Genomic DNA, 17,601 nt, shown 5'->3' with positions numbered 1-17,601 from the left:
CAGCCAGGTTCATCCAGGACGCCGCGGCGCTGGTGCGTCCGGGACATCTGGGCAGCATGAAGAATTCCGGCGATGCCTGGGTGGAGGGGGAGGCCGGGAAGTTCTGGGGCAAGTTTGGTTCCGCAGGCCTCCTGGTGTTCGACGCCGGCCGCGGGGTCCTGCTGCAGCACCGGGCCGTCTGGTCCCACCACGGCGGCACGTGGGGCCTGCCGGGCGGCGCCCTCCATGAGGGTGAATCGGCAGTGGACGGCGCCCTGCGCGAGGCGTGGGAGGAGGCGGGCGTTCCCCGGGCCAATGTGGAACTGCTGTTCACCTCCGTCTACGACGTGGGCTACTGGAGCTACACCACAGTTGCAGTGTCCGTGGAAGTTCCTTTTGAGCCCGTCATCAGCGACCCCGAAAGCCTGGCCCTGGAATGGGTGCCGCTTGACGCCGTGGCCGGGCTGCCGCTGCACCCCGGATTCGGTGCGGCTTGGTCGGGGCTGCGGGAGCGACTGCCGAAACCCTCAGCTACCAGCTGATCCGCCCGTAGTCACGCCGCAACCGCGCGCCGCGGGAAGGATTGAGCTGTTCCATCCAGGCAATCCGCCCCAGCAGCTGGGCCTGGAAGTCCGGATGCTGCCCCCGGTTCTGTGACTCGGGGCCGTGCACCGCACAGTTGTGCAGCACGGCCTTGAGGGCATCAAATTCCCGGCGTGGTGCGTTGATGCGTTCATTGACCACGATCCCGGTGACCTGCTGCCGCGTGCTGCGCGGGCGCACGCGTGTCTTGAGGGGATTCACGGCATGGCCCTGGTCGGCAACAATGCGCCGCACGCCGCGGACAAAGCTGTCCGCACGGCGGGCAAGTTGCGGACCACCGCTGAAACTGAGGTCATCGGCATAGCGCGTGTAACTGGCACCGGCAGCATCTGCCCACCCCTGCAGCCGGGAGTCGAGCCGGCGCACGGAAATGTTGGCCAGTGCGGGGGAGGTGGGCGCACCCTGCGGCAGGTGCGGAAGCCGCAGCGCCTGGGCCAGCGCAAAGCGTTCACTGGCCGGGCCTCCCGGTGGCATGGCGGTGATGACGTGAGGGGGAGCCACATGGGTGCACAGCCCGGTCAGGCTGTGGGCCACGGCTTCCGGATAGCCCGCCCCGCGGAGGGCGCCATAAACCTTCCCGGCGGTGACATTCGTGAAGAAGCTGGCCAGGTCGAGGGCGATGAGCACGTGCGCGCCGGTGTGGCGCGCGGCCCCGCTGGCGGCGCTGCGGCCGGGTACGAAGCCGTGTGCGGCACCGTGCAGCGGGATGGGGGCCAGCAATCCGTCCAAAACCTGGCGCTGGACCGCCCGCAGTCTCATTCCCGGAATCTCCAGCAGCCGCGGCGTCCGGCCCGGCCGCTGGTGCCACACGTACCGGTAGTGGTGCAGGGGGCCACGGCGGGCCAGCCGGTTCCAGTGGCGGGTGTCGGCAAACCATTCCAGTTCACCCAGGCCCAGCCCCAGGAATCCGGCCAGTTGTCCCAGGCCCGATATTGGAGGGACAGCCAAGCTTCCTTGCCGCAGTTCCGGCCCCGACACCGTGTAGCTGGCCACCTTGAGGGGCTTGCGCTGCTCCTGGGCCTTGGCCACAGCCCCCACGAAGGCATCGCTAGCGGCAATGTGGGCGGCCAGCTCCCGCGCCGCATCGGAAGGTTTACGGTGGTACGCGGCAAGGACGGAGCGGACCAGCGGACCCAGCCAGCGCCGTCGTGCCCCCATCGTCACGGTGCCGGCGGCAAGCAGTGCCTCGGGCGACCACCCGTCTGCTGCGAGAAAAGCATGTGACAGGGCTGCCGCCACAGTTTCGGGGGAGGGATGCGGCGTGTGGGCAGCAAGCATCCGGGTGGCGTGTCCGGCATTCGTCCCCATGCGAATTCCCCCTGTTGATTCCCGCCGCGGCGGGCAAGTCGGCGGTGGAAGCCTCCCCGCGACCCGTCTGTCTGTGCGCGTGGCGTGCTGCGCGGAGCGCTGCGCCCCACGTGCGGCGCTTGTCCAGGAAATGCTGCGTGCCCCGGGGTAGCCCCGGGGAGGAGAACATGAAACGCTTCTCCACCTCGCGAGGAGGCCTCCACCTGCTGACACGCTAACACGGCCACCTGACGGTTATGGGTTTCAGTGGCGACGTGCCGGATCTCGACAGGCTCGATCACCGGTCCGCTACAAGCCCAGGATCTCCACGGTCCGCTCGCGCATGTCCATCTTGCGCACCTTGCCCGTGACTGTCATGGGGAATTCATTCACCACCAGGACATAGCGCGGGATCTTGTGGCGCGACAGGTGCCCCTCGCAGTAGGCCGCCACGGCGGCGGCATCCAGCGGCTCGGCACCGGGCTTCATGAGCAGCCAGGCGCACAGCTCCTCGCCGTAGCGCGGATCCGGCACCCCGATGACCTGCACGTCGGCAATGTCGGGGTGCTGGTACAGGAACTCCTCAATCTCCCGGGGGTAGAGGTTTTCCCCGCCCCTGATCACCATGTCCTTGATGCGCCCCACGATGTTGACGTAGCCGTCGTCGAACATGACGGCGAGGTCGCCCGTGTGCATCCACCCCTGCACATCGATGGCGCCGGCAGTCTTCTCGGGATCGTTCCAGTAGCCCAGCATGACCGAATAGCCGCGCGTGCAGAACTCGCCCGGCGTTCCGCGCGGCACCGTGGCGCCCGTGTCCGGGTCCACGATCTTCACCTCAAGGTGAGGGTGCACCTGGCCCACTGTCCCGGTCCGGTGCGCCACGTCGTCGTCCATCAGCGTCTGCATCGAAACGGGCGAGGTCTCCGTCATGCCGTACGCAATCGAGACGCCTTCCATGTGCATCTCCGCCATGCAACGCTTCATGACCTCCACGGGGCACGGGGAGCCAGCCATGATCCCGGTGCGCAGGCTCGAGAGGTCGTAGCTGGCAAAATCCGGCAGGTTCAGCTCGGCAATGAACATGGTGGGCACCCCGTACAGCGCCGTGCAGCGCTCCTGTGCCACCGCCGCAAGGGTGGCCGCCGCGTCGAAGGAGGCCGCCGGAATGACGATCGCAGCCCCGTGGCTCGTGGCGCCCAGGTTGGCCATGACCATGCCGAAGCAGTGGTAGAACGGCACCGGCACGCACAATTTGTCCTGTTCCGTGAAGCCAATCGTCTCCGTCACGAAGAAGCCGTTGTTCAGAATGTTCCTGTGGCTCAGGGTGGCGCCCTTGGGATACCCTGTGGTGCCGGAGGTGTACTGGATGTTGATGGGATCGTCCGGCTTCAGCGCCGCCAGGGCACGTTCGACGGCGTCGGCCGGCAAATCTTCCCCGCCCGCCACGAGCGCCTCCCAGGATGGCGTGCCAATGTAGACGGCCAGTTCCAGCTCCGGGCACTCGGGCCGGACCTGGGCCACCATGCCCTGGTAGTCGGAGCCCTTGAACTCCGGCAGGGCCACGATCATCTTCATGCCCGACTGCTGCACGGCGTATTTCAGCTCGTGGACCCGGTAGGCCGGGTTGACGTTGACCAGGATGGCGCCAATCTTGGCCGTGGCGTACTGCATGAGCACCCACTCGGGCACATTGGGTGCCCAGATGCCCACACGGTCGCCCTTGGCAATGCCGGCAGCCAGCAGCCCGCGGCCCAGGGCATCCACCGCGGCGTCGAGTTCCGCGTAACTCCAGCGCCGGCCGGACGGCAGGTCTATCAGCGCCTCGCGGTCCGGGAAACGCCGGGCGGTGGCCTGGAAATTGCTGCCGACGGTGTCCACCAGCAGGGCAGTGGAGGTGGGCCCGGACGTGTGGGATTCATGAACATCAGTGGTCATGTGACGATGCTAGTACCTGCGCTGGTTAATGTGCGCTAACTCACAGGAGGGGGTTTTCGCGGCGTCGGGGCGCGGCTGTGCCCGGCCGCCGGGGTGCCGGACCCGGCTGGATGCTGAGCGCTGCTCGGGTTTGATTAGGCTTACCTATTGAATTGTCGATACGATAAGGTAAGGCTAATAGCCCACACTTGTGTGGCCATATTATAAATTCTCAGCAGGGGGTTCCTCGCACTCATGATGGACAGCATTGTTTCCCTTCCATTCGTGTGGGCCTTCCTCATCCTGTTCGTCATTGTGATGCTGCGTTCCAACGGAACGTACTGGGCCGGCCGCGGCATCGCCGCCGGTGGCCGCAAGACGAAAATGCAGAAGTACCTGGATTCCCCGGCTGTGCTGCGCGCCGAGAAGGTCATTGCCCGCTGGGGCGCCCCCGCCGTCAGCGTCAGCTTCCTGACCATCGGCGTCCAGACGGCCATCAACATGTCCGCAGGACTGGGCCGCATGCCCCTGCGCCGCTACATCCCCGCCACCGTGGTGGGTTCCATCGCCTGGGCCACCGTCTACGCCACCATCGGCATGGCCGCCTTTGATGCCGCCATTGCCGCAGCCGCCGGATCCCCGCTGGCCCTGATTGCCCTGGTCCTGCTGGTGGGCGGCGCCATCCTGGGTGTTCACCTGTTCCGCGTCTCACGCACCCGCAAGCTGGACCGTGCCGCCTTGGACGACTGCCCCGTCATGACCCCGGAAGCGGCCATCAAGCCCACGCTGCAGGCATAGCACCGGCCCCGCCGCCAATCCGCGCGCAGCATGTGCTGCAGCGGCAGCCGCTGGCGGTAGAGTCTTAGCCATGCCGGAATCATCACCTTCCCCCGTGGCCACGACGGCCGAAACAGCCAGCGCAACAGGCGGCGCGCCCGCCGCATCGACCGCGCCGGACTCCTACTACCGCCACCTGGGCGGCAACCGCTATGAGTCCACCATCCACGCCCAGGGTGCCTGGAACCCGCACGAACAGCACATGGCGCCGGTGACCGGCATCCTGGTCCACGCCCTTGAGCAGTTTGAGCCGCGCAGCGACATGCGCCTGGCCCGCTTCAACTTCGACATCCTGGGCCTCATCCCGGGCGGCGAGTTCACCATCGAGACCACGCTGCTGCGCCCCGGCCGAACCATTGAACTGCTGCAGGCCGAGCTCGTGGCCGGCGGCCGCACGGCGGTGCGCGCCACCGCCTGGCGCCTGCAGAAGAATGACACCTCCTCCGTTGAGGCCTACGAGGATGAGCCCCTCCCCGGCGTGGACGAGGCAGAGCCCTGGGACGGCATGTCCGTGTGGCCCGGCGGCTTCATCAAGACCATCACCGGCCGGGCAGCATCCGGCCACCGGCCGGGCCGCGGCCGTGCCTGGCTGCACAGCGGCCACACCATGCTCGACGGCGGCGAGCACGCTTCACCGCTCGTGCGCCTGCTGGGACTCGCCGACAGCGCCAACGGCGTCTCCGCCCGACTGCGGCCGGAGCCGGGCGGGTGGATGTTCCCCAACCTGGACCTTTCAATCCACCTCTACCGTGATCCGGTGGGCGAATGGCTGGGCCTGGACACCACTGTCACCCTGGCCGGCGACGGCGTGGGCCTGACCTCCTCCGTGCTCCACGACGCACAGGGGCCGTTCGGGCGCAGCGAACAAATCCTGACCGTCCGACCCATCCCGCACGCCCAGTGAGCGCCGGGAACATGGCCGCCGCCGCGCCGCTGGCCCCGCGCCTGCAGGTCCACCGCCAGCTGGTGAACCAGGGGGCGGAAGCCGACCTGGACCACGCCCTTGACCTCCTCGCGGAGGTCAAGGCGGGCACCCGGGAGGCCATGCTGCGCCTGTACCGGCCCGAGCCCACAGTTGCCTTCGGCCAGCGTGACGCCAAGCTGCCCGGCTTTGCCGCCGCGAGCGATGCCGCGCGCAGCCATGGATTTGTCCCGGCCGTGCGGCGCGCCGGTGGCCGGGCCGCTGCCTACCACCGGGGCACCCTGGTGGTGGACCACATCCAGCGCGAACAGGATGCCGTGGCGGCCGCCAAAGCCCGATTTGGCTTCTTCGGCGACTTGTTTACGGAGGCGCTGCAGGCGCTCGGCGTCGACGCCGCAGTGGGGGAGATCCCGGGGGAGTACTGCCCCGGCGAATTCAGCGTCCACGGGCGTGGGCCTGATGCCTCGATCAAGCTTGTGGGCACCGCGCAGCGCGTCGTGTCCGGTGCCTGGCTGTTCAGCTCGGTGATTGTCGTGGAGCAGTCGGCGCCCATCCGCCAGGTCCTCACGGACTGCTATGCCGCCCTCGGGCTTGATTGGGACCCCGCCACGGCAGGCGCCGCCGAGGACCTGGTCCCCGGGGTGACCGTGGACGCCGTCGAACAGGCAGTCCTGGCCGCCTATGCGCGGCACACGGAACTGGTTTTCCCTTAATTCAAACAGCAGCACATGCAATGAATTCGCGAAGAATCTGCATGTGCTGCTGTTTGGATTGGCGCCAGCTCGAAACCTAGCCCTGTGCGGCTGCGATCCCCGGCGCCTCGGCGGCCACCGTGGTGGAATCGCCGTGGCCTGTGTTGACCACGGTCTCCGGCGGCAGCGTCATGAGTCGGCCGGCAATCGATGCCACGATGGTGGGGAAATCACTGTAGGAGCGGCCCGTGGCCCCGGGCCCGCCGTTGAACAGGGTGTCGCCCGTGAACACCGTGCCCAGCTCCGGGGCGTGGAAGCACGTGGAACCGGGGGAGTGGCCCGGGGTGTGGAGTGCGGTCAGTTGAGTGCCTGCCACCTCAAAGACATCCCCGTCTGCGATGGTGCCGTCCGGCGTGGTGCCGGGAAAAATGTCTTCCCAGAGCATCTGGTCCGCCGGATTCATCAGGACGGGTGCGTTGACCAGTGTGGCAAAGTCGCGGGCATAGCGGATGTGGTCGTCATGCCCGTGCGTGAGCAGCACCGCCTTGACGGCACGCCCGCCCACGGCGGCGGCGATGGCCGCGGCGTCGTGCGCGGGGTCGATCACATACACCTCGGCGTCATCGCCCACGATCCACACGTTGTTGTCCACGTCCCAGGTGCCGCCGTCGAGCGAAAACGTGCCGGAGGTGATGAGCCGTTCAATGCGTGCGCTCATGCGAATTCCACCACCGAACGCAGCACGGAGCCTTCGCCCATCTTGGTGAACGCGGCTTCGATGTCGTTGATGGTGATGCGTTCGCTGACAAACGCGTCCAGGTCCAGCTTGCCCTGCTTGTACAGCTCCACGAGCATGGGGAAGTCGCGGGACGGCAGGCAGTCGCCGTACCAGGAGGATTTCAGCGAGCCGCCGCGGCCAAACACGTCCAGCAAAGGAAGCTCCAGCACCATCTCCGGCGTGGGCACGCCCACAAGGACAACTGTGCCGGCCAGGTCGCGGGCGTAGAAGGCCTGATTGTAGGTTTCGGGACGTCCGACGGCGTCAATCACCACATCGGCGCCGAAGCCGCCGGTGTGGTTCTGGATGGCGACAACGGCGTCCTCGGTGGATGCATCCACCGTGTGGGTGGCTCCCAGTGCCACGGCTGCGGCCAGCTTCTTGGGGTCACGGTCAACAGCGATGACGGTGGTGGCGCCGGCCAGTGCGGCGCCTGCGATGGCGGCGGCGCCCACGCCGCCGCAGCCGATCACGGCCACGGTGTCGCCGCGCTTGACGCCGCCGGTGTTGATGGCGGCGCCGAGGCCGGCCATGACGCCACAGCCCAGGAGGCCGACGGCGGCCGGGTCCACATCGGCGTCGACCTTGGTGCACTGGCCGGCGGCGACAAGGGTCTTTTCAATGAACGCGCCAATGCCCAGGGCGGGGGAGAGCACGGTGCCGTCCTCGAGCGTCATCTTGGAGGTGGCGTTGGCTGTGTTGAAGCAGTACTGGGCCTGGCCCTTGGCGCAGGCGCGGCAATGGCCGCACACGGCACGCCAGTTCAGGATGACCCGGTCGCCGGGGACCACATTGGTGACGCCTGCGCCCACGGTGTTGACCACGCCCGTCGCCTCATGGCCCAGCAGGAACGGGAAGTCGTCGTTGATGCCACCCTGCTTGTAGTGCAGGTCTGTGTGGCAGACGCCGCTGGTCAGGATGTCCACCAGGACCTCGCCGGGTCCGGGATCCGGCACCAGGACAGTCTCCAGGGTGACGGGGGCATTCTTGGCCAGAACTACTGCGCCTTTGACTTTGTGAACCATGAAACATGCTCCTTGAGCAGCCGTGTCCCTGTCGGGAACATCCAATGGGGTTCCCCACAGGCTACACGGCTGAAAGGAGCTAGGCGGCGAGGCGTTCCACGACGTCCTTCAGTGACGGGTTGGTGGCAGCGGAGCCGTCCGGAAAAAGCACTGTGGGAACGGTCTGGTTGCCGTCGTTCAGGCTCTCCACGAGCTCGGCCGTGCCGTCGACTTCCTCGATGTTGATCTCCGTGTAGCCGATCCCGGAAGCATCCAGCTGCTTCTTCAGGCGCTTGCAGTAGCCGCACCAGGTGGTTGAAAACATGGTGATGGTTCCGGCCTCGGGGGTGAAGTCCACGTCAGGTGCTCCTTGGATTGCAGTAGAAAGGTTTGCTGGCAGCGCATGTGCCCGCTGCCAGGGACAACGCTACCGGGCCGGGTGCATATTCCCCGAGTTGTGCCACCATGGATGACATGTGCGGACGATATGTGATGGCCAGGGCCGTGGGCGACCTCGTGGCAGAGCTTGAAGCCGAGGCGGAGGCCTCACTGGAACTGCGGGCATCGTGGAACGTGGCCCCCACCACGGATGTGCCCATAGTGCTGGAGCGCATCATTGACGGCGCCGTGCACCGCCAGGTCCATGTGGCCAAGTGGGGCCTGGTGCCTGGTTGGGCCAAGGATCCCGCCGTGGGCGTGCGGGCCTTCAATGCCCGCAGCGAAACAGTGCTGGAAAAGCCCACCTTCCGCGCCGCCGCCAAGGCGCGGCGCTGCGGGGTGCCCGTGGAGGGCTACTACGAATGGAAGAAGTCCCCGGACGGCAAGAGCAAGCAGCCGTACTTTGTGCACCGGCCGGGCGGGGAGCTCATCACCTTTGCCGGCCTGTATGAATGGTGGAAGGATCCCGCCAAGGAGGACGGCGCCGCTGACCAGTGGCTGCTCTCCTGCAGCATCCTGACCATGCCCTCCCCGGAGGAAGGCGAACTGGCCACCCTGCACGACCGCCTGCCCATCCCGCTGGACCCCGAAGGCCTGGCCGAATGGCTTGACCCGGAAAACAAGGTGCCGGCGCCGCTGCTGGAGGCCGCACTTGCGGAGGCATGGGAGCTGGCCGCCGAATGGGTCCTGGATCCCGTCGGTGCCGCTGTTGGCAATGTGCGCAACAACGGCCCCGAACTCATCGAGGCCGTTGCGTTGTAGTTGTAGCGGGCGGGCCGCCCGTGCGTCAGGGCTCAGACGGTGACGTTGCCGGCGTCGTCCACGGCCCAGGTGGGGTTGAAGGCAACTTCCCAGCGGAAGCCGTCGGGATCGGCAAAGTATCCGCTGTAGCCGCCCCATGCCTGCTGCACGGCGGGACGGTCGACGGCGGCACCCGCCTGTGCGGCCTGCGCCAGGACGGCGTCCACCTCCGCCGGGCTGCCCACATTGTGGCTCAGCGTGATGGGCGGGACGCCGGTGGCGGGTTCGACGCCCAGCTCGGCGGCCATCGCGGTGCGGTTCCACAGGGACAGGATGAGCCCGTGGTTCAGTTGCAGGAAAATGACCTGGCCCGGGACCTCCTGGTGGGCCGTCCAGCCCAGGCCTGTGAGATAAAACTCACGCGAACGGGCCACATCGGCGACTCCCAGCGAAATAAAGGTGAGGCGCTGCTCCATTGCGTGTCCCTAGTCGTCGTTGGATTCCGGCGACCAGCGGCGGAAGTCAAGGGAGAGGTACAGGGCCAGGGCGGCGGAATTGCTGGATTCAACCCGCAGGGCAACATCTTTCTTGCCGTCGTTGAAAAGCGTGTCAAGGGTGGCCAGGACCAGGTCTTCGGCCAGGCCGCGGCGGCGGTGGCCGCGGTCGGTGATCAGCTCAATGATGAACGGGGCGTCTGGGGTGTCATCGCCCACGGCGTGCTCCACCACCAGCACGGCGGCGACAATCTTGCCGTTTTCATCCAGCGCCACATGGGAGGCCTCGGGCAGGAACGGGCCGTACTTTCCGGCCAGTGAATCCCGCATGTCGGCAATGGCCGCGTCCACGCTGTCGCCGGCTACACCTGCGTCGTAGGCCGTGAAATACAGCTCCCCGAGGCGGGCCAGGTCGGACTTCTGGACCGTGCGGGAGGTGATCTTCAGGTCCCGCTCCAGCGGGGCGGTCTTGGCGATGAGGGTGACCATGTCAGTCATGGAACGCTCCTTCAAAAATCGTGGTGGCGCCAGCAGCGCTACTGAGCCGGTGGCCATAAGGCCATGCTAGACGCCAGTTGCGTTGTGGGCCATCTACTTGACGCATTGTGCGCGGGGCCATGCCGCCCGGGTGTGCTTCCCGTTGCGGTTCTATCCATGTGAGGTTGAGCGTACACTTAAATTTATTAGAATATATGTACTAATACAACAGTATCATTCGGAACGCAGTGCCTAGTGGCTGCGCGGCGCGGGCTGCCGAATGGGGACGGGGCGCGCATGGGAATCTTCACGGAAGGCATCACCGTCGAGTGCCCTCCCGGCGGAACCCCCGTGCGGCTGTGGTGGCGTGGTGGGTGCTGGAGCGTTTGCGACGAACCGCTGTGCTGGTACGAGCGCCGGCCCTGGTGGGAGCGGGAAACCCGCATGCCCCCGGGGGAGGGCGTGGGCATGGTGGACACCCGGATCTGGCGGCTGCAGGTGCGCAAGGAAGATCCGCATGGCCTTGCGGACGACGGCGGCTGCCTCACCCTTGATGTGGTGCAGCAACGACCCGGCGGGAGCTGGCGTGTCATCAAGATCCATGACGCCGTCGATGATGTCTTTAAGGAGCAGGACAGTGCCTAACTTTGTCCATTTGCATAGTTCTTCGGCCTACAGTGCGCACTTTGGCGTGTCGTGGCCGGGGGAGCTGGCACAGGCGGCGGCCGTGGACGGGGACGCCCTGGCCGTCACGGACAGGGATGGCCTGTATGGGATGGTCAAGCACGTCAAGGCCTGCATGGACGCCGGGATCGACCCCATCGTGGGCGTTGACCTGGCCATTGTGGAGGAAGGCCCGGACGGGCTGGAAACGACCGGCCGGGTGGTGGTCCTGGCCCACGGCAGCAGCTTCCCGGCACCCGCGGCCGGCTACGCGGCACTGTGCCGCCTCGTCTCCACTGCGCACGCCCGGAGCCGGGTGGGGGTGACGCTGGAGGAGATGGCCGCCGCAGTGCTTGACCCGGAGACCGGGAAGGTGGCGCTCACGGTGCTGCTGGGCCCCTATTCTCCCGTGGGCCGGGCGCTGGGCGGGCGGCGCTACCTGCTGCCGCGCACCCGCCTGCGGCAATGGCGCAATGCCATGCCGGAAGGCTCACTGGTGGTTGAGGTGGTCAGCCACCTGAGCACGCCCGGCGCCCCGTTGAGCACAGTCCACGCCGTGCGCATGCTCAAGCTCGCACAGGAGTTCGATGTGCCCGCCGTGCTGAGCAATGCCGTGCGGTACAGCCGCGAGGAGGACGCGGCAACGGCCGATGTCCTGGACGCGGCCCGCAACATTGCGCCCCTGGACCAGCTGGAGGACCTCCAGCCCACGGGGCAGGCCTGGCTCAAGGGTGCGGCAGCCATGGAGGCGGTGGCGCATGAAGTTGTGCACCAGGGCGGATACGGCAGCGCCGAGCTTGCCAGGCTGTGGGCCAACACGGCGCAGCTGGCGGACAAGTGCCGGATCGACCCCGTGGCGGATTTGGGCTGGAAGCAGCCAAGGACTCCCGAGCTTGACGTGCTGGGGCTTGTGCACCCCGCCGGTGTCGAGCTGCGCCAGCGCACCGAGGCCGGCCTGAACCGGCGCTTTGGATCCCTGCGCGGCGACGCACTGGAGAAGGTGCGCACCCGGCTGGAGGTGGAGCTGGACACGATCGGCGGGCTGGGCTTCGACTCCTACTTCCTCACGGTGGCGGAAGTCTCGGACATGATCGCCGGCATGGGGGTGCGCCGTGCGGCCAGGGGATCCGGGGCGTCCTCGCTGGTCAACTACCTGCTGGGCATCAGCGCCGTGGACCCCATCGCCAACGACCTCCTCTTTGAGCGCTTCCTGTCCAGGGACCGCTCCACCCTGCCGGACATTGACCTGGACGTGGAGAGCGCGCAGCGGCACAACGTGTACCGGCGCATCTTTGAGCGCTTCGGCGCCAAGCGGGTGACGCTCATGAGCATGCAGAACAGCTACCGCGCCCGCGGCGCCGTCCGGGACGCCGGGCTGGCGCTGGGCATGGACCGGGACGAGATCGACCAGATCGCCAAGCAGCTGTGGCGCTTCTCCGCCAGCTCCTTCCGGGAGGCCCTGGAGGAAAAGCCCGAACTCCGCGACTTCGCCGCCCAGGTGCGGGCCTCCCGGGGGGTGGATGGCCCCGGCGATCCCGGCGATCACGGAGGTCACGGCCACGGCGGGCAGCTGGACATGCTGGTGGATTTGACGGAACGGCTGGACAGGCTGCCCCGGCACATTTCCATGCACCCGTGCGGGGTCATCCTGGGTGACTCCTCCCTGTTGGCCCGCACCCCCGTCCAGCCCAGCGGCATGGGCCTGCCCATGAGCCAGTTCGACAAGCACGACATGGACGCCATGGGCATGCTCAAGCTCGACGTCCTGGGTGTGCGCATGCAAAGCGCCATGGCGCATGCCGTGCGGGAGGTCATCAGGCTGCACCCGTCCAGGGAGGCTGTGGCTGCCCAGGGCGGCCACGCCCCGGACGCGCCCTTCATTGGGGATGGCGGCGCCATTGACCTTGACGCCGTCCCGCTCGACGACGAACCCACCTTTGAGCTGATCCGCAGCACCCACACGCTGGGCTGCTTCCAGATCGAGTCGCCCGGCCAGCGCGAGCTCGTGGGCAAGATGGCCCCTGAGGTGTTCAGCGACCTCGTCATTGACATCTCCCTGTTCCGACCCGGCCCCATGAAATCCAACATGGTCAAGCCGTACCTGGAGAGCCGGGCAGGCTTTGCCCGGCCGCACTACCCGCACCCGGACCTTGTCCCCGTGCTGGCCGAAACACATGGGGTCACGGTGTTCCACGAACAGGTGCTGCGCACCTTCGCCACCATGACGGGCTGCACCCTGTCCCGCGCCGATGAATTCCGCCGCGCACTGGGCAACCCCGCCGTGGAACCGGCGGTGGAGAAGGCCTTCAGGGACAAGGCTGCCGGCAAGGGCTACAGTGCCGCCGTCATTGAGGAGGTGTGGGCGGTCCTGGCCGCGTTTGGCAGCTTTGGCTTCTGCAAGGCCCACGGCGCGGCCTTTGCCGTGCCCACCTACCAGTCGGCCTGGCTGAAGGCGCACCATCCGGCGGAGTTCATGGCCGGGCTGTGGGAGCACGACCCCGGCATGTACCCGCGCCGGCTGCTCGTCGCCGAGGCAAGGCGCATGGGCATCCCCATCCTGCCCCTGGACATCAACGCCAGCCGCGGCGAATACCTGGCCGAACGGACGGAAACCGGGGCCACCGGGGTCAGGCTGAGCCTGGCCGGCGTGTACGGGCTCTCCGGCACGGAGCTCAAGCGCATCCTGGCCGGGCAGCCCTACACCTCCCTTGCCGATCTCCGGGACAGGGCCAGGCTCAGCCGGCCCTCGCTCAAGCGCCTGGCCCAGCTCGGTGCCCTTGACTCGCTGCACAACCAGGCCAAGGGCCGCACGGGAAGCACCGCCAACCGCGCCGACCTCGTGGCCCACGTCAACTCCCTGCCCGTGCACAAGTCGGGGAGGCGCGGTGAACCCATAACAGGGCAGCTGGCCCTGCCCATGGAGGATGTGGAACTCGGCGCGCTCGCAGCCGGGCATCCCGCGGCGGGCCTGGCCGAGACCGTGGCCACCGAGCTGGACCTGCTGGCCCTGGACGTCAGCGGCCACCTCATGGAAAGCTATGCGCCGCTGCTGGATTCGATGGGGGTCAGCCGTGCCAGCGCGCTCCTGGGCCTGCGCAACAACACCGAGGTGCTGGTGGCCGGGGTTCGGGTGGCCACCCAGACACCGCCCATGCGCGGCGGCAAGCGTGTGGTGTTCATCAGCGTCGACGACGGCACGGGCTGCGTTGACACCACCTTCTTCACCGAGGCGCAGGAGAAGTCCGGGCCGCTGCTTTTTGGCACCCGCATGCTGCTGATCCGGGGGCTGACGCGGCGCACCGGGCCGCGCGGGATCACTGTCCAGGCACTGGAGGCGTGGGACCTGCAGGACACGGCCTCGCTGCCGGTGCCGGCGGGAGCCCCGCCGGGTTGGTTGGGGCCGCGCCAAACCGATACCATCGAAGAGGCCCACAGCAACCCCCGTATGTTGCTTGGATATGGGGCCGTACATGACAAACAAGGAGTTACCAGTGCCAGTGGATTCACAGATCACCATTAATGTCGACGGCGAGACGACTGCGGTGGCCACAGGCACCACGGGTGCGGAGCTGTTCTTTGAGCGCCGCGACGTTGTTGTCATGCGCGTTGACGGCGCGCTGAAGGACCTCGCGGCCGTCCTGGAAGAGGGCGCCTCCGTTGAGGCCGTCACGATCGATTCCCCCGACGGCCTGGACGTGCTGCGCCACTCCACCGCCCACGTCATGGCCCAGGCCGTGCAGCAGCTGCGCCCCGACGCCAAGCTCGGCATCGGCCCGTACATCACCGACGGCTTCTACTTCGACTTCGACGTGGCCGAGCCCTTCACGCCTGAAGACCTGAAGACGCTTGAGAAGATGATGCTCAAGATCGTCAACCAGAACCAGAAGTTCGCCCGCCGCGTCGTCTCCGAGGACGAGGCCCGCGTTGCCATGGCCAACGAGCCCTACAAGCTGGAGCTGCTGGGCAAGAAGAACGACGGCGACTCCGCAGAAGGCGTGAACGTCGAGGTCGGCGCCGGCGAGATCACCATCTACTCCAACATCGACCGCAAGAGCGGCGAAGAGGTGTGGTGCGATCTGTGCCGCGGCCCGCACCTGCAGAACACCAAGCTCATCTCCAACGCCTTCGCCCTGACGCGCACCTCCGCCGCCTACTGGCTGGGCAACCAGAACAACCAGCAGCTGCAGCGCATCTACGGCACGGCCTGGCCCACCAAGGAAGCCCTCAAGGCCTACCAGGAGCGCATCGCCGAGGCCGAGCGCCGCGACCACCGCAAGCTTGGCGTGGAACTGGACCTGTTCTCCTTCCCCGACGAGCTGGGCTCCGGCCTGCCGGTGTTCCACCCCAAGGGCGGCATCATCCGCAAGGAGATGGAGGACTACTCGCGCAAGCGCCACGTCGAGGCCGGCTACGAGTTCGTGTACACCCCGCACATCACCAAGGGCCACCTCTACGAGGTCTCCGGCCACCTTGACTGGTACCGCGACGGCATGTTCCCGCCCATGCACGTTGATGCCGAGCTGAACGAGGACGGCACGGTGCGCAAGCCCGGCCAGGACTACTTCCTCAAGCCCATGAACTGCCCCATGCACAACCTGATTTTCCGCTCCCGCGGCCGCTCCTACCGCGAACTGCCGCTGCGCCTGTTCGAATTCGGCTCGGTGTACCGCTACGAGAAGTCAGGCGTGGTGCACGGCCTGACGCGCGTGCGCGGCATGACACAGGACGACGCCCACATCTACTGCACCAAGGAGCAGATGAAGGACGAGCTCACCGAAACGCTGAACTTTGTCCTGTCCCTGCTCAAGGACTACGGACTGGAGGACTTCTACCTGGAGCTCTCCACGAAGAACGAGGAGAAGTTCGTCGGCGACGACGACGTCTGGGAAGAAGCCACGCGCACGCTGGCCGAGGTTGCCGAGGCCTCCGGCCTGGAACTTGTTGCCGACCCCGGTGGAGCCGCGTTCTACGGCCCCAAGATCTCCGTGCAGGCCAAGGACGCCCTGGGCCGCACCTGGCAGATGTCCACCATCCAGCTGGACTTCAACCTGCCCGAGCGCTTCGAGCTTGAGTACCAGGCAGCCGATGGCACGCGCCAGCGCCCCGTCATGATCCACCGTGCCCTGTTCGGCTCCGTGGAACGCTTCATGGGCGTGCTGACCGAACACTACGCCGGCGCCTTCCCGGCCTGGCTCTCACCCGTCCAGGTGGTGGCCATCCCCGTGGCCGAGGCGTTCAACGACTACATGTTCGACGTCGTCGCGCAGCTGAAGAAGGCCGGCATCCGTGCCGAGGTGGACATCTCCAGCGACCGCTTCCCCAAGAAGATCCGCACCGCCAGCAAGGACAAGATCCCGTTCGTGCTGATCGCCGGCGGGGACGACGCCGATGCCAATGCGGTGTCCTTCCGCTTCCGCGACGGCAGCCAGGACAACGGCGTGCCCGTTGAAGAGGCAGTTCGCCGCATCGTTGAGGCCGTGCGGAACCGCACGGCGTGAGTGAACTTGGTGGGGCGCCCGGACCCGTTGTGGACGATTTTGAACTCCCCGGGGTTCCTGATGCCTTTCAGCGCCTGTGGACGCCCCACCGGCTCGCCTATGTAAAGGGCGGGCAGGACCAGTTCAAGGGCAAGGACAACTGCCCTTTCTGTGAGGCGCCGAACCGCAGCGACGAGGATTCCCTCATCGTCCACCGCGGCAAGCTCGCCTATGTGGTCCTGAACCTGTACCCGTACAACCCGGGCCACCTGCTGGTGTGCCCGTACCGGCACGTGCCGGACTACACGGACCTGACGCTGGAGGAGACGGCGGAGTTTGCCGCCCTCTCGCAGCAGGCCATGCGCGTGCTGCGGCAGGTTGCCAACCCCTCCGGATTCAACCTGGGCATGAACCAGGGCGTGACCGGAGGGGCAGGCATTGCCTCGCACCTGCACCAGCATGTGGTGCCGCGCTGGGGCGGGGACGGGAACTTCATGCCCATCATCGCCGGCACCAAGGCCATCACCCAAACCCTCGCGGACGTGCGCCAGCAGGTCGCCGCCGCCTGGGCCGACGCCGGACAGGGCAGCTGATGCTGAACAAATACGCTCGGGCGCTATTCGCCGCCATCTTCACCCCCGTTGCCGCGCTGCTGGTGCGCCTGAAGGTTTCCCCCGACGCCGTCACCATAGTGGGCACCCTGGGCGTCGCGGCGGGCGCCCTGGTGGGCTACCCGCAGGGCCAGCTTTTCTGGGGCACCGTGGTCATCACAGTCTTCGTGTTCTCCGACATCGTCGACGGGCTCATGGCCCGCATGCTGGGCCGCTCCGGCCCCTGGGGAGCGTTCCTGGACTCCACCCTTGACCGGGTGGGCGACGGCGCCGTGTTCGCCGGCATTGTCATCTGGTTCTACACGGGCGGCGACAACCACTTCATTGCGGCCATGGCGCTGACCTGCCTGGTCCTGGGCTCCATCGTCTCCTACGCCAAGGCCCGCGCCGAGGGCCTGGGCATGACCGCCAACGTGGGCATTGCCGAGCGCTCCGACCGGCTCGTGGTGGTGCTTGTGGCGACCGGGCTGGTGGGCCTGGGCATCCCGGAAGCCGTGCTCGCCGTCGTGCTTGTCCTGCTGGCCGCGGCCAGCCTCGTCACCGTGTTCCAGCGGGTCGGCACGGTGCGCCGCCAGGCACTGGGACAGGGCTCCAACAACGGACAGTAACACCTGTTTTTCTCCCCTCTGGGCCCCGGAATAGACTGAGGCTGCCCGTGCGACGGATCACGTTTGCGGGCTC

Annotated in this window: 17 protein-coding genes; 10 read left to right on the top strand and 7 right to left on the bottom strand. The window is 67.2% G+C overall.

Annotated features, from left to right (window positions below; translation table 11 throughout):
• Nucleotides 1–56 precede the first annotated feature (56 nt).
• Nucleotides 57–521 (top strand): NUDIX domain-containing protein, encoded by a 465-nt coding sequence (locus PCK14_RS02690; RefSeq protein ID WP_269936985.1) that lies wholly within the window; start codon nucleotides 57–59, stop codon nucleotides 519–521.
• Here the strand turns inward: PCK14_RS02690 and PCK14_RS02685 are convergent.
• Nucleotides 511–1,890: a reverse transcriptase family protein gene (locus PCK14_RS02685; protein WP_269936905.1), complete on the bottom strand. Its 1,380-nt coding sequence runs from the start codon at nucleotides 1,888–1,890 to the stop codon at nucleotides 511–513. The two genes, PCK14_RS02690 and PCK14_RS02685, sit on opposite strands and share 11 nt — an antisense overlap.
• A 288-nt stretch (nucleotides 1,891–2,178) precedes the next feature.
• The gene (locus tag PCK14_RS02680) at nucleotides 2,179–3,807 is read right to left on the bottom strand and encodes an AMP-binding protein (RefSeq protein WP_269936904.1); all 1,629 of its coding nucleotides are present in this window, start codon (nucleotides 3,805–3,807) and stop codon (nucleotides 2,179–2,181) included.
• Nucleotides 3,808–4,041: 234 nt separating this feature from the next.
• On the opposite strand from PCK14_RS02680, the gene PCK14_RS02675 reads away from it, so the two are divergent.
• The 3 genes from PCK14_RS02675 (at nucleotide 4,042) to PCK14_RS02665 (ending at nucleotide 6,258) form a co-directional block, all read left to right on the top strand.
• On the top strand, nucleotides 4,042–4,584 hold the full coding sequence (locus PCK14_RS02675) for a DedA family protein (protein ID WP_269936903.1): 543 nt from the start codon (nucleotides 4,042–4,044) through the stop codon (nucleotides 4,582–4,584).
• Between the two features lie 70 nt (nucleotides 4,585–4,654).
• On the top strand, nucleotides 4,655–5,527 hold the full coding sequence (locus PCK14_RS02670) for a thioesterase family protein (protein WP_269936902.1): 873 nt from the start codon (nucleotides 4,655–4,657) through the stop codon (nucleotides 5,525–5,527).
• A gap of 11 nt (nucleotides 5,528–5,538) precedes the next feature.
• Complete coding sequence (locus tag PCK14_RS02665) at nucleotides 5,539–6,258, top strand: lipoate--protein ligase family protein (RefSeq protein WP_269936984.1); 720 nt, start codon at nucleotides 5,539–5,541, stop codon at nucleotides 6,256–6,258.
• 76 nt (nucleotides 6,259–6,334) lie between these two features.
• On the opposite strand, the gene PCK14_RS02660 is transcribed toward PCK14_RS02665, so the two are convergent.
• The 3 genes from PCK14_RS02660 to PCK14_RS02650 all read right to left on the bottom strand — a co-directional run bounded on the left by PCK14_RS02660 (nucleotide 6,335) and on the right by PCK14_RS02650 (nucleotide 8,377).
• Nucleotides 6,335–6,955, bottom strand: a complete 621-nt coding sequence (locus tag PCK14_RS02660) for an MBL fold metallo-hydrolase (RefSeq protein WP_269936901.1) — start codon at nucleotides 6,953–6,955, stop codon at nucleotides 6,335–6,337.
• A complete protein-coding gene (locus tag PCK14_RS02655) occupies nucleotides 6,952–8,040 on the bottom strand; it encodes an S-(hydroxymethyl)mycothiol dehydrogenase (RefSeq protein ID WP_269936900.1) in 1,089 nt (362 codons plus the stop codon). The genes PCK14_RS02660 and PCK14_RS02655 overlap by 4 nt, the downstream gene beginning before the upstream one ends.
• A gap of 79 nt (nucleotides 8,041–8,119) precedes the next feature.
• A complete protein-coding gene (locus PCK14_RS02650) occupies nucleotides 8,120–8,377 on the bottom strand; it encodes a mycoredoxin (protein WP_269936899.1) in 258 nt (85 codons plus the stop codon).
• A 116-nt stretch (nucleotides 8,378–8,493) separates the two neighbouring features.
• On the opposite strand from PCK14_RS02650, the gene PCK14_RS02645 reads away from it, so the two are divergent.
• On the top strand, nucleotides 8,494–9,219 hold the full coding sequence (locus tag PCK14_RS02645) for an SOS response-associated peptidase (RefSeq protein WP_269936898.1): 726 nt from the start codon (nucleotides 8,494–8,496) through the stop codon (nucleotides 9,217–9,219).
• A gap of 32 nt (nucleotides 9,220–9,251) precedes the next feature.
• Here PCK14_RS02645 and PCK14_RS02640 read toward each other — a convergent pair whose 3' ends face one another.
• Both PCK14_RS02640 and PCK14_RS02635 read right to left on the bottom strand, forming a co-directional pair.
• Nucleotides 9,252–9,674 (bottom strand): VOC family protein, encoded by a 423-nt coding sequence (locus tag PCK14_RS02640; protein WP_269936897.1) that lies wholly within the window; start codon nucleotides 9,672–9,674, stop codon nucleotides 9,252–9,254.
• 9 nt (nucleotides 9,675–9,683) lie between these two features.
• A complete protein-coding gene (locus tag PCK14_RS02635) occupies nucleotides 9,684–10,190 on the bottom strand; it encodes a GNAT family N-acetyltransferase (RefSeq protein ID WP_269936896.1) in 507 nt (168 codons plus the stop codon).
• A gap of 276 nt (nucleotides 10,191–10,466) precedes the next feature.
• Here PCK14_RS02635 and PCK14_RS02630 point away from each other — a divergent pair, with 276 nt between their 5' ends.
• The 5 genes from PCK14_RS02630 to pgsA are packed head-to-tail and all read left to right on the top strand — an operon-like array spanning nucleotide 10,467 to nucleotide 17,528.
• The gene (locus tag PCK14_RS02630; RefSeq protein ID WP_269936895.1) at nucleotides 10,467–10,814 is read left to right on the top strand and encodes a hypothetical protein; all 348 of its coding nucleotides are present in this window, start codon (nucleotides 10,467–10,469) and stop codon (nucleotides 10,812–10,814) included.
• Entirely contained in the window at nucleotides 10,807–14,352 is a 3,546-nt protein-coding gene (locus PCK14_RS02625; protein ID WP_269936894.1) for a DNA polymerase III subunit alpha, read from the top strand. Before PCK14_RS02630 ends, PCK14_RS02625 begins: the two co-directional genes overlap by 8 nt.
• Entirely contained in the window at nucleotides 14,303–16,330 is a 2,028-nt protein-coding gene (gene thrS / locus PCK14_RS02620) for a threonine--tRNA ligase (RefSeq protein ID WP_269936893.1), read from the top strand. The genes PCK14_RS02625 and thrS overlap by 50 nt, the downstream gene beginning before the upstream one ends.
• Nucleotides 16,327–16,902, top strand: coding sequence for an HIT family protein (locus PCK14_RS02615; protein ID WP_269936892.1), 576 nt, complete (start codon nucleotides 16,327–16,329; stop codon nucleotides 16,900–16,902). The genes thrS and PCK14_RS02615 overlap by 4 nt, the downstream gene beginning before the upstream one ends.
• The gene (gene pgsA, locus PCK14_RS02610; RefSeq protein WP_269936891.1) at nucleotides 16,902–17,528 is read left to right on the top strand and encodes a phosphatidylinositol phosphate synthase; all 627 of its coding nucleotides are present in this window, start codon (nucleotides 16,902–16,904) and stop codon (nucleotides 17,526–17,528) included. The genes PCK14_RS02615 and pgsA overlap by 1 nt, the downstream gene beginning before the upstream one ends.
• Nucleotides 17,529–17,601 lie beyond the last annotated feature (73 nt).

Source organism: Arthrobacter sp. HY1533, assembly GCF_027568515.1.
In the GTDB taxonomy this organism is placed as follows: Bacteria; Actinomycetota; Actinomycetes; order Actinomycetales; family Micrococcaceae; genus Specibacter.
This window is presented reverse-complemented; position numbering and strand designations above follow the sequence as displayed.

Coding starts and splice junctions, on each gene's coding strand:
- PCK14_RS02630 (WP_269936895.1), top strand. CDS start 10,467: ATGGGAATCTTCACGGAAGGCATCACCGTCGAGTGCCCTCCCGGCGGA.
- pgsA (WP_269936891.1), top strand. CDS start 16,902: ATGCTGAACAAATACGCTCGGGCGCTATTCGCCGCCATCTTCACCCCC.
- PCK14_RS02635 (WP_269936896.1), bottom strand. CDS start 10,190: ATGACTGACATGGTCACCCTCATCGCCAAGACCGCCCCGCTGGAGCGG.
- PCK14_RS02690 (WP_269936985.1), top strand. CDS start 57: ATGAAGAATTCCGGCGATGCCTGGGTGGAGGGGGAGGCCGGGAAGTTC.
- PCK14_RS02665 (WP_269936984.1), top strand. CDS start 5,539: ATGGCCGCCGCCGCGCCGCTGGCCCCGCGCCTGCAGGTCCACCGCCAG.
- PCK14_RS02640 (WP_269936897.1), bottom strand. CDS start 9,674: ATGGAGCAGCGCCTCACCTTTATTTCGCTGGGAGTCGCCGATGTGGCC.
- PCK14_RS02655 (WP_269936900.1), bottom strand. CDS start 8,040: ATGGTTCACAAAGTCAAAGGCGCAGTAGTTCTGGCCAAGAATGCCCCC.
- PCK14_RS02675 (WP_269936903.1), top strand. CDS start 4,042: ATGATGGACAGCATTGTTTCCCTTCCATTCGTGTGGGCCTTCCTCATC.
- PCK14_RS02645 (WP_269936898.1), top strand. CDS start 8,494: ATGTGCGGACGATATGTGATGGCCAGGGCCGTGGGCGACCTCGTGGCA.
- PCK14_RS02660 (WP_269936901.1), bottom strand. CDS start 6,955: ATGAGCGCACGCATTGAACGGCTCATCACCTCCGGCACGTTTTCGCTC.
- PCK14_RS02685 (WP_269936905.1), bottom strand. CDS start 1,890: ATGGGGACGAATGCCGGACACGCCACCCGGATGCTTGCTGCCCACACG.
- PCK14_RS02680 (WP_269936904.1), bottom strand. CDS start 3,807: ATGACCACTGATGTTCATGAATCCCACACGTCCGGGCCCACCTCCACT.
- PCK14_RS02670 (WP_269936902.1), top strand. CDS start 4,655: ATGCCGGAATCATCACCTTCCCCCGTGGCCACGACGGCCGAAACAGCC.
- thrS (WP_269936893.1), top strand. CDS start 14,303: ATGACAAACAAGGAGTTACCAGTGCCAGTGGATTCACAGATCACCATT.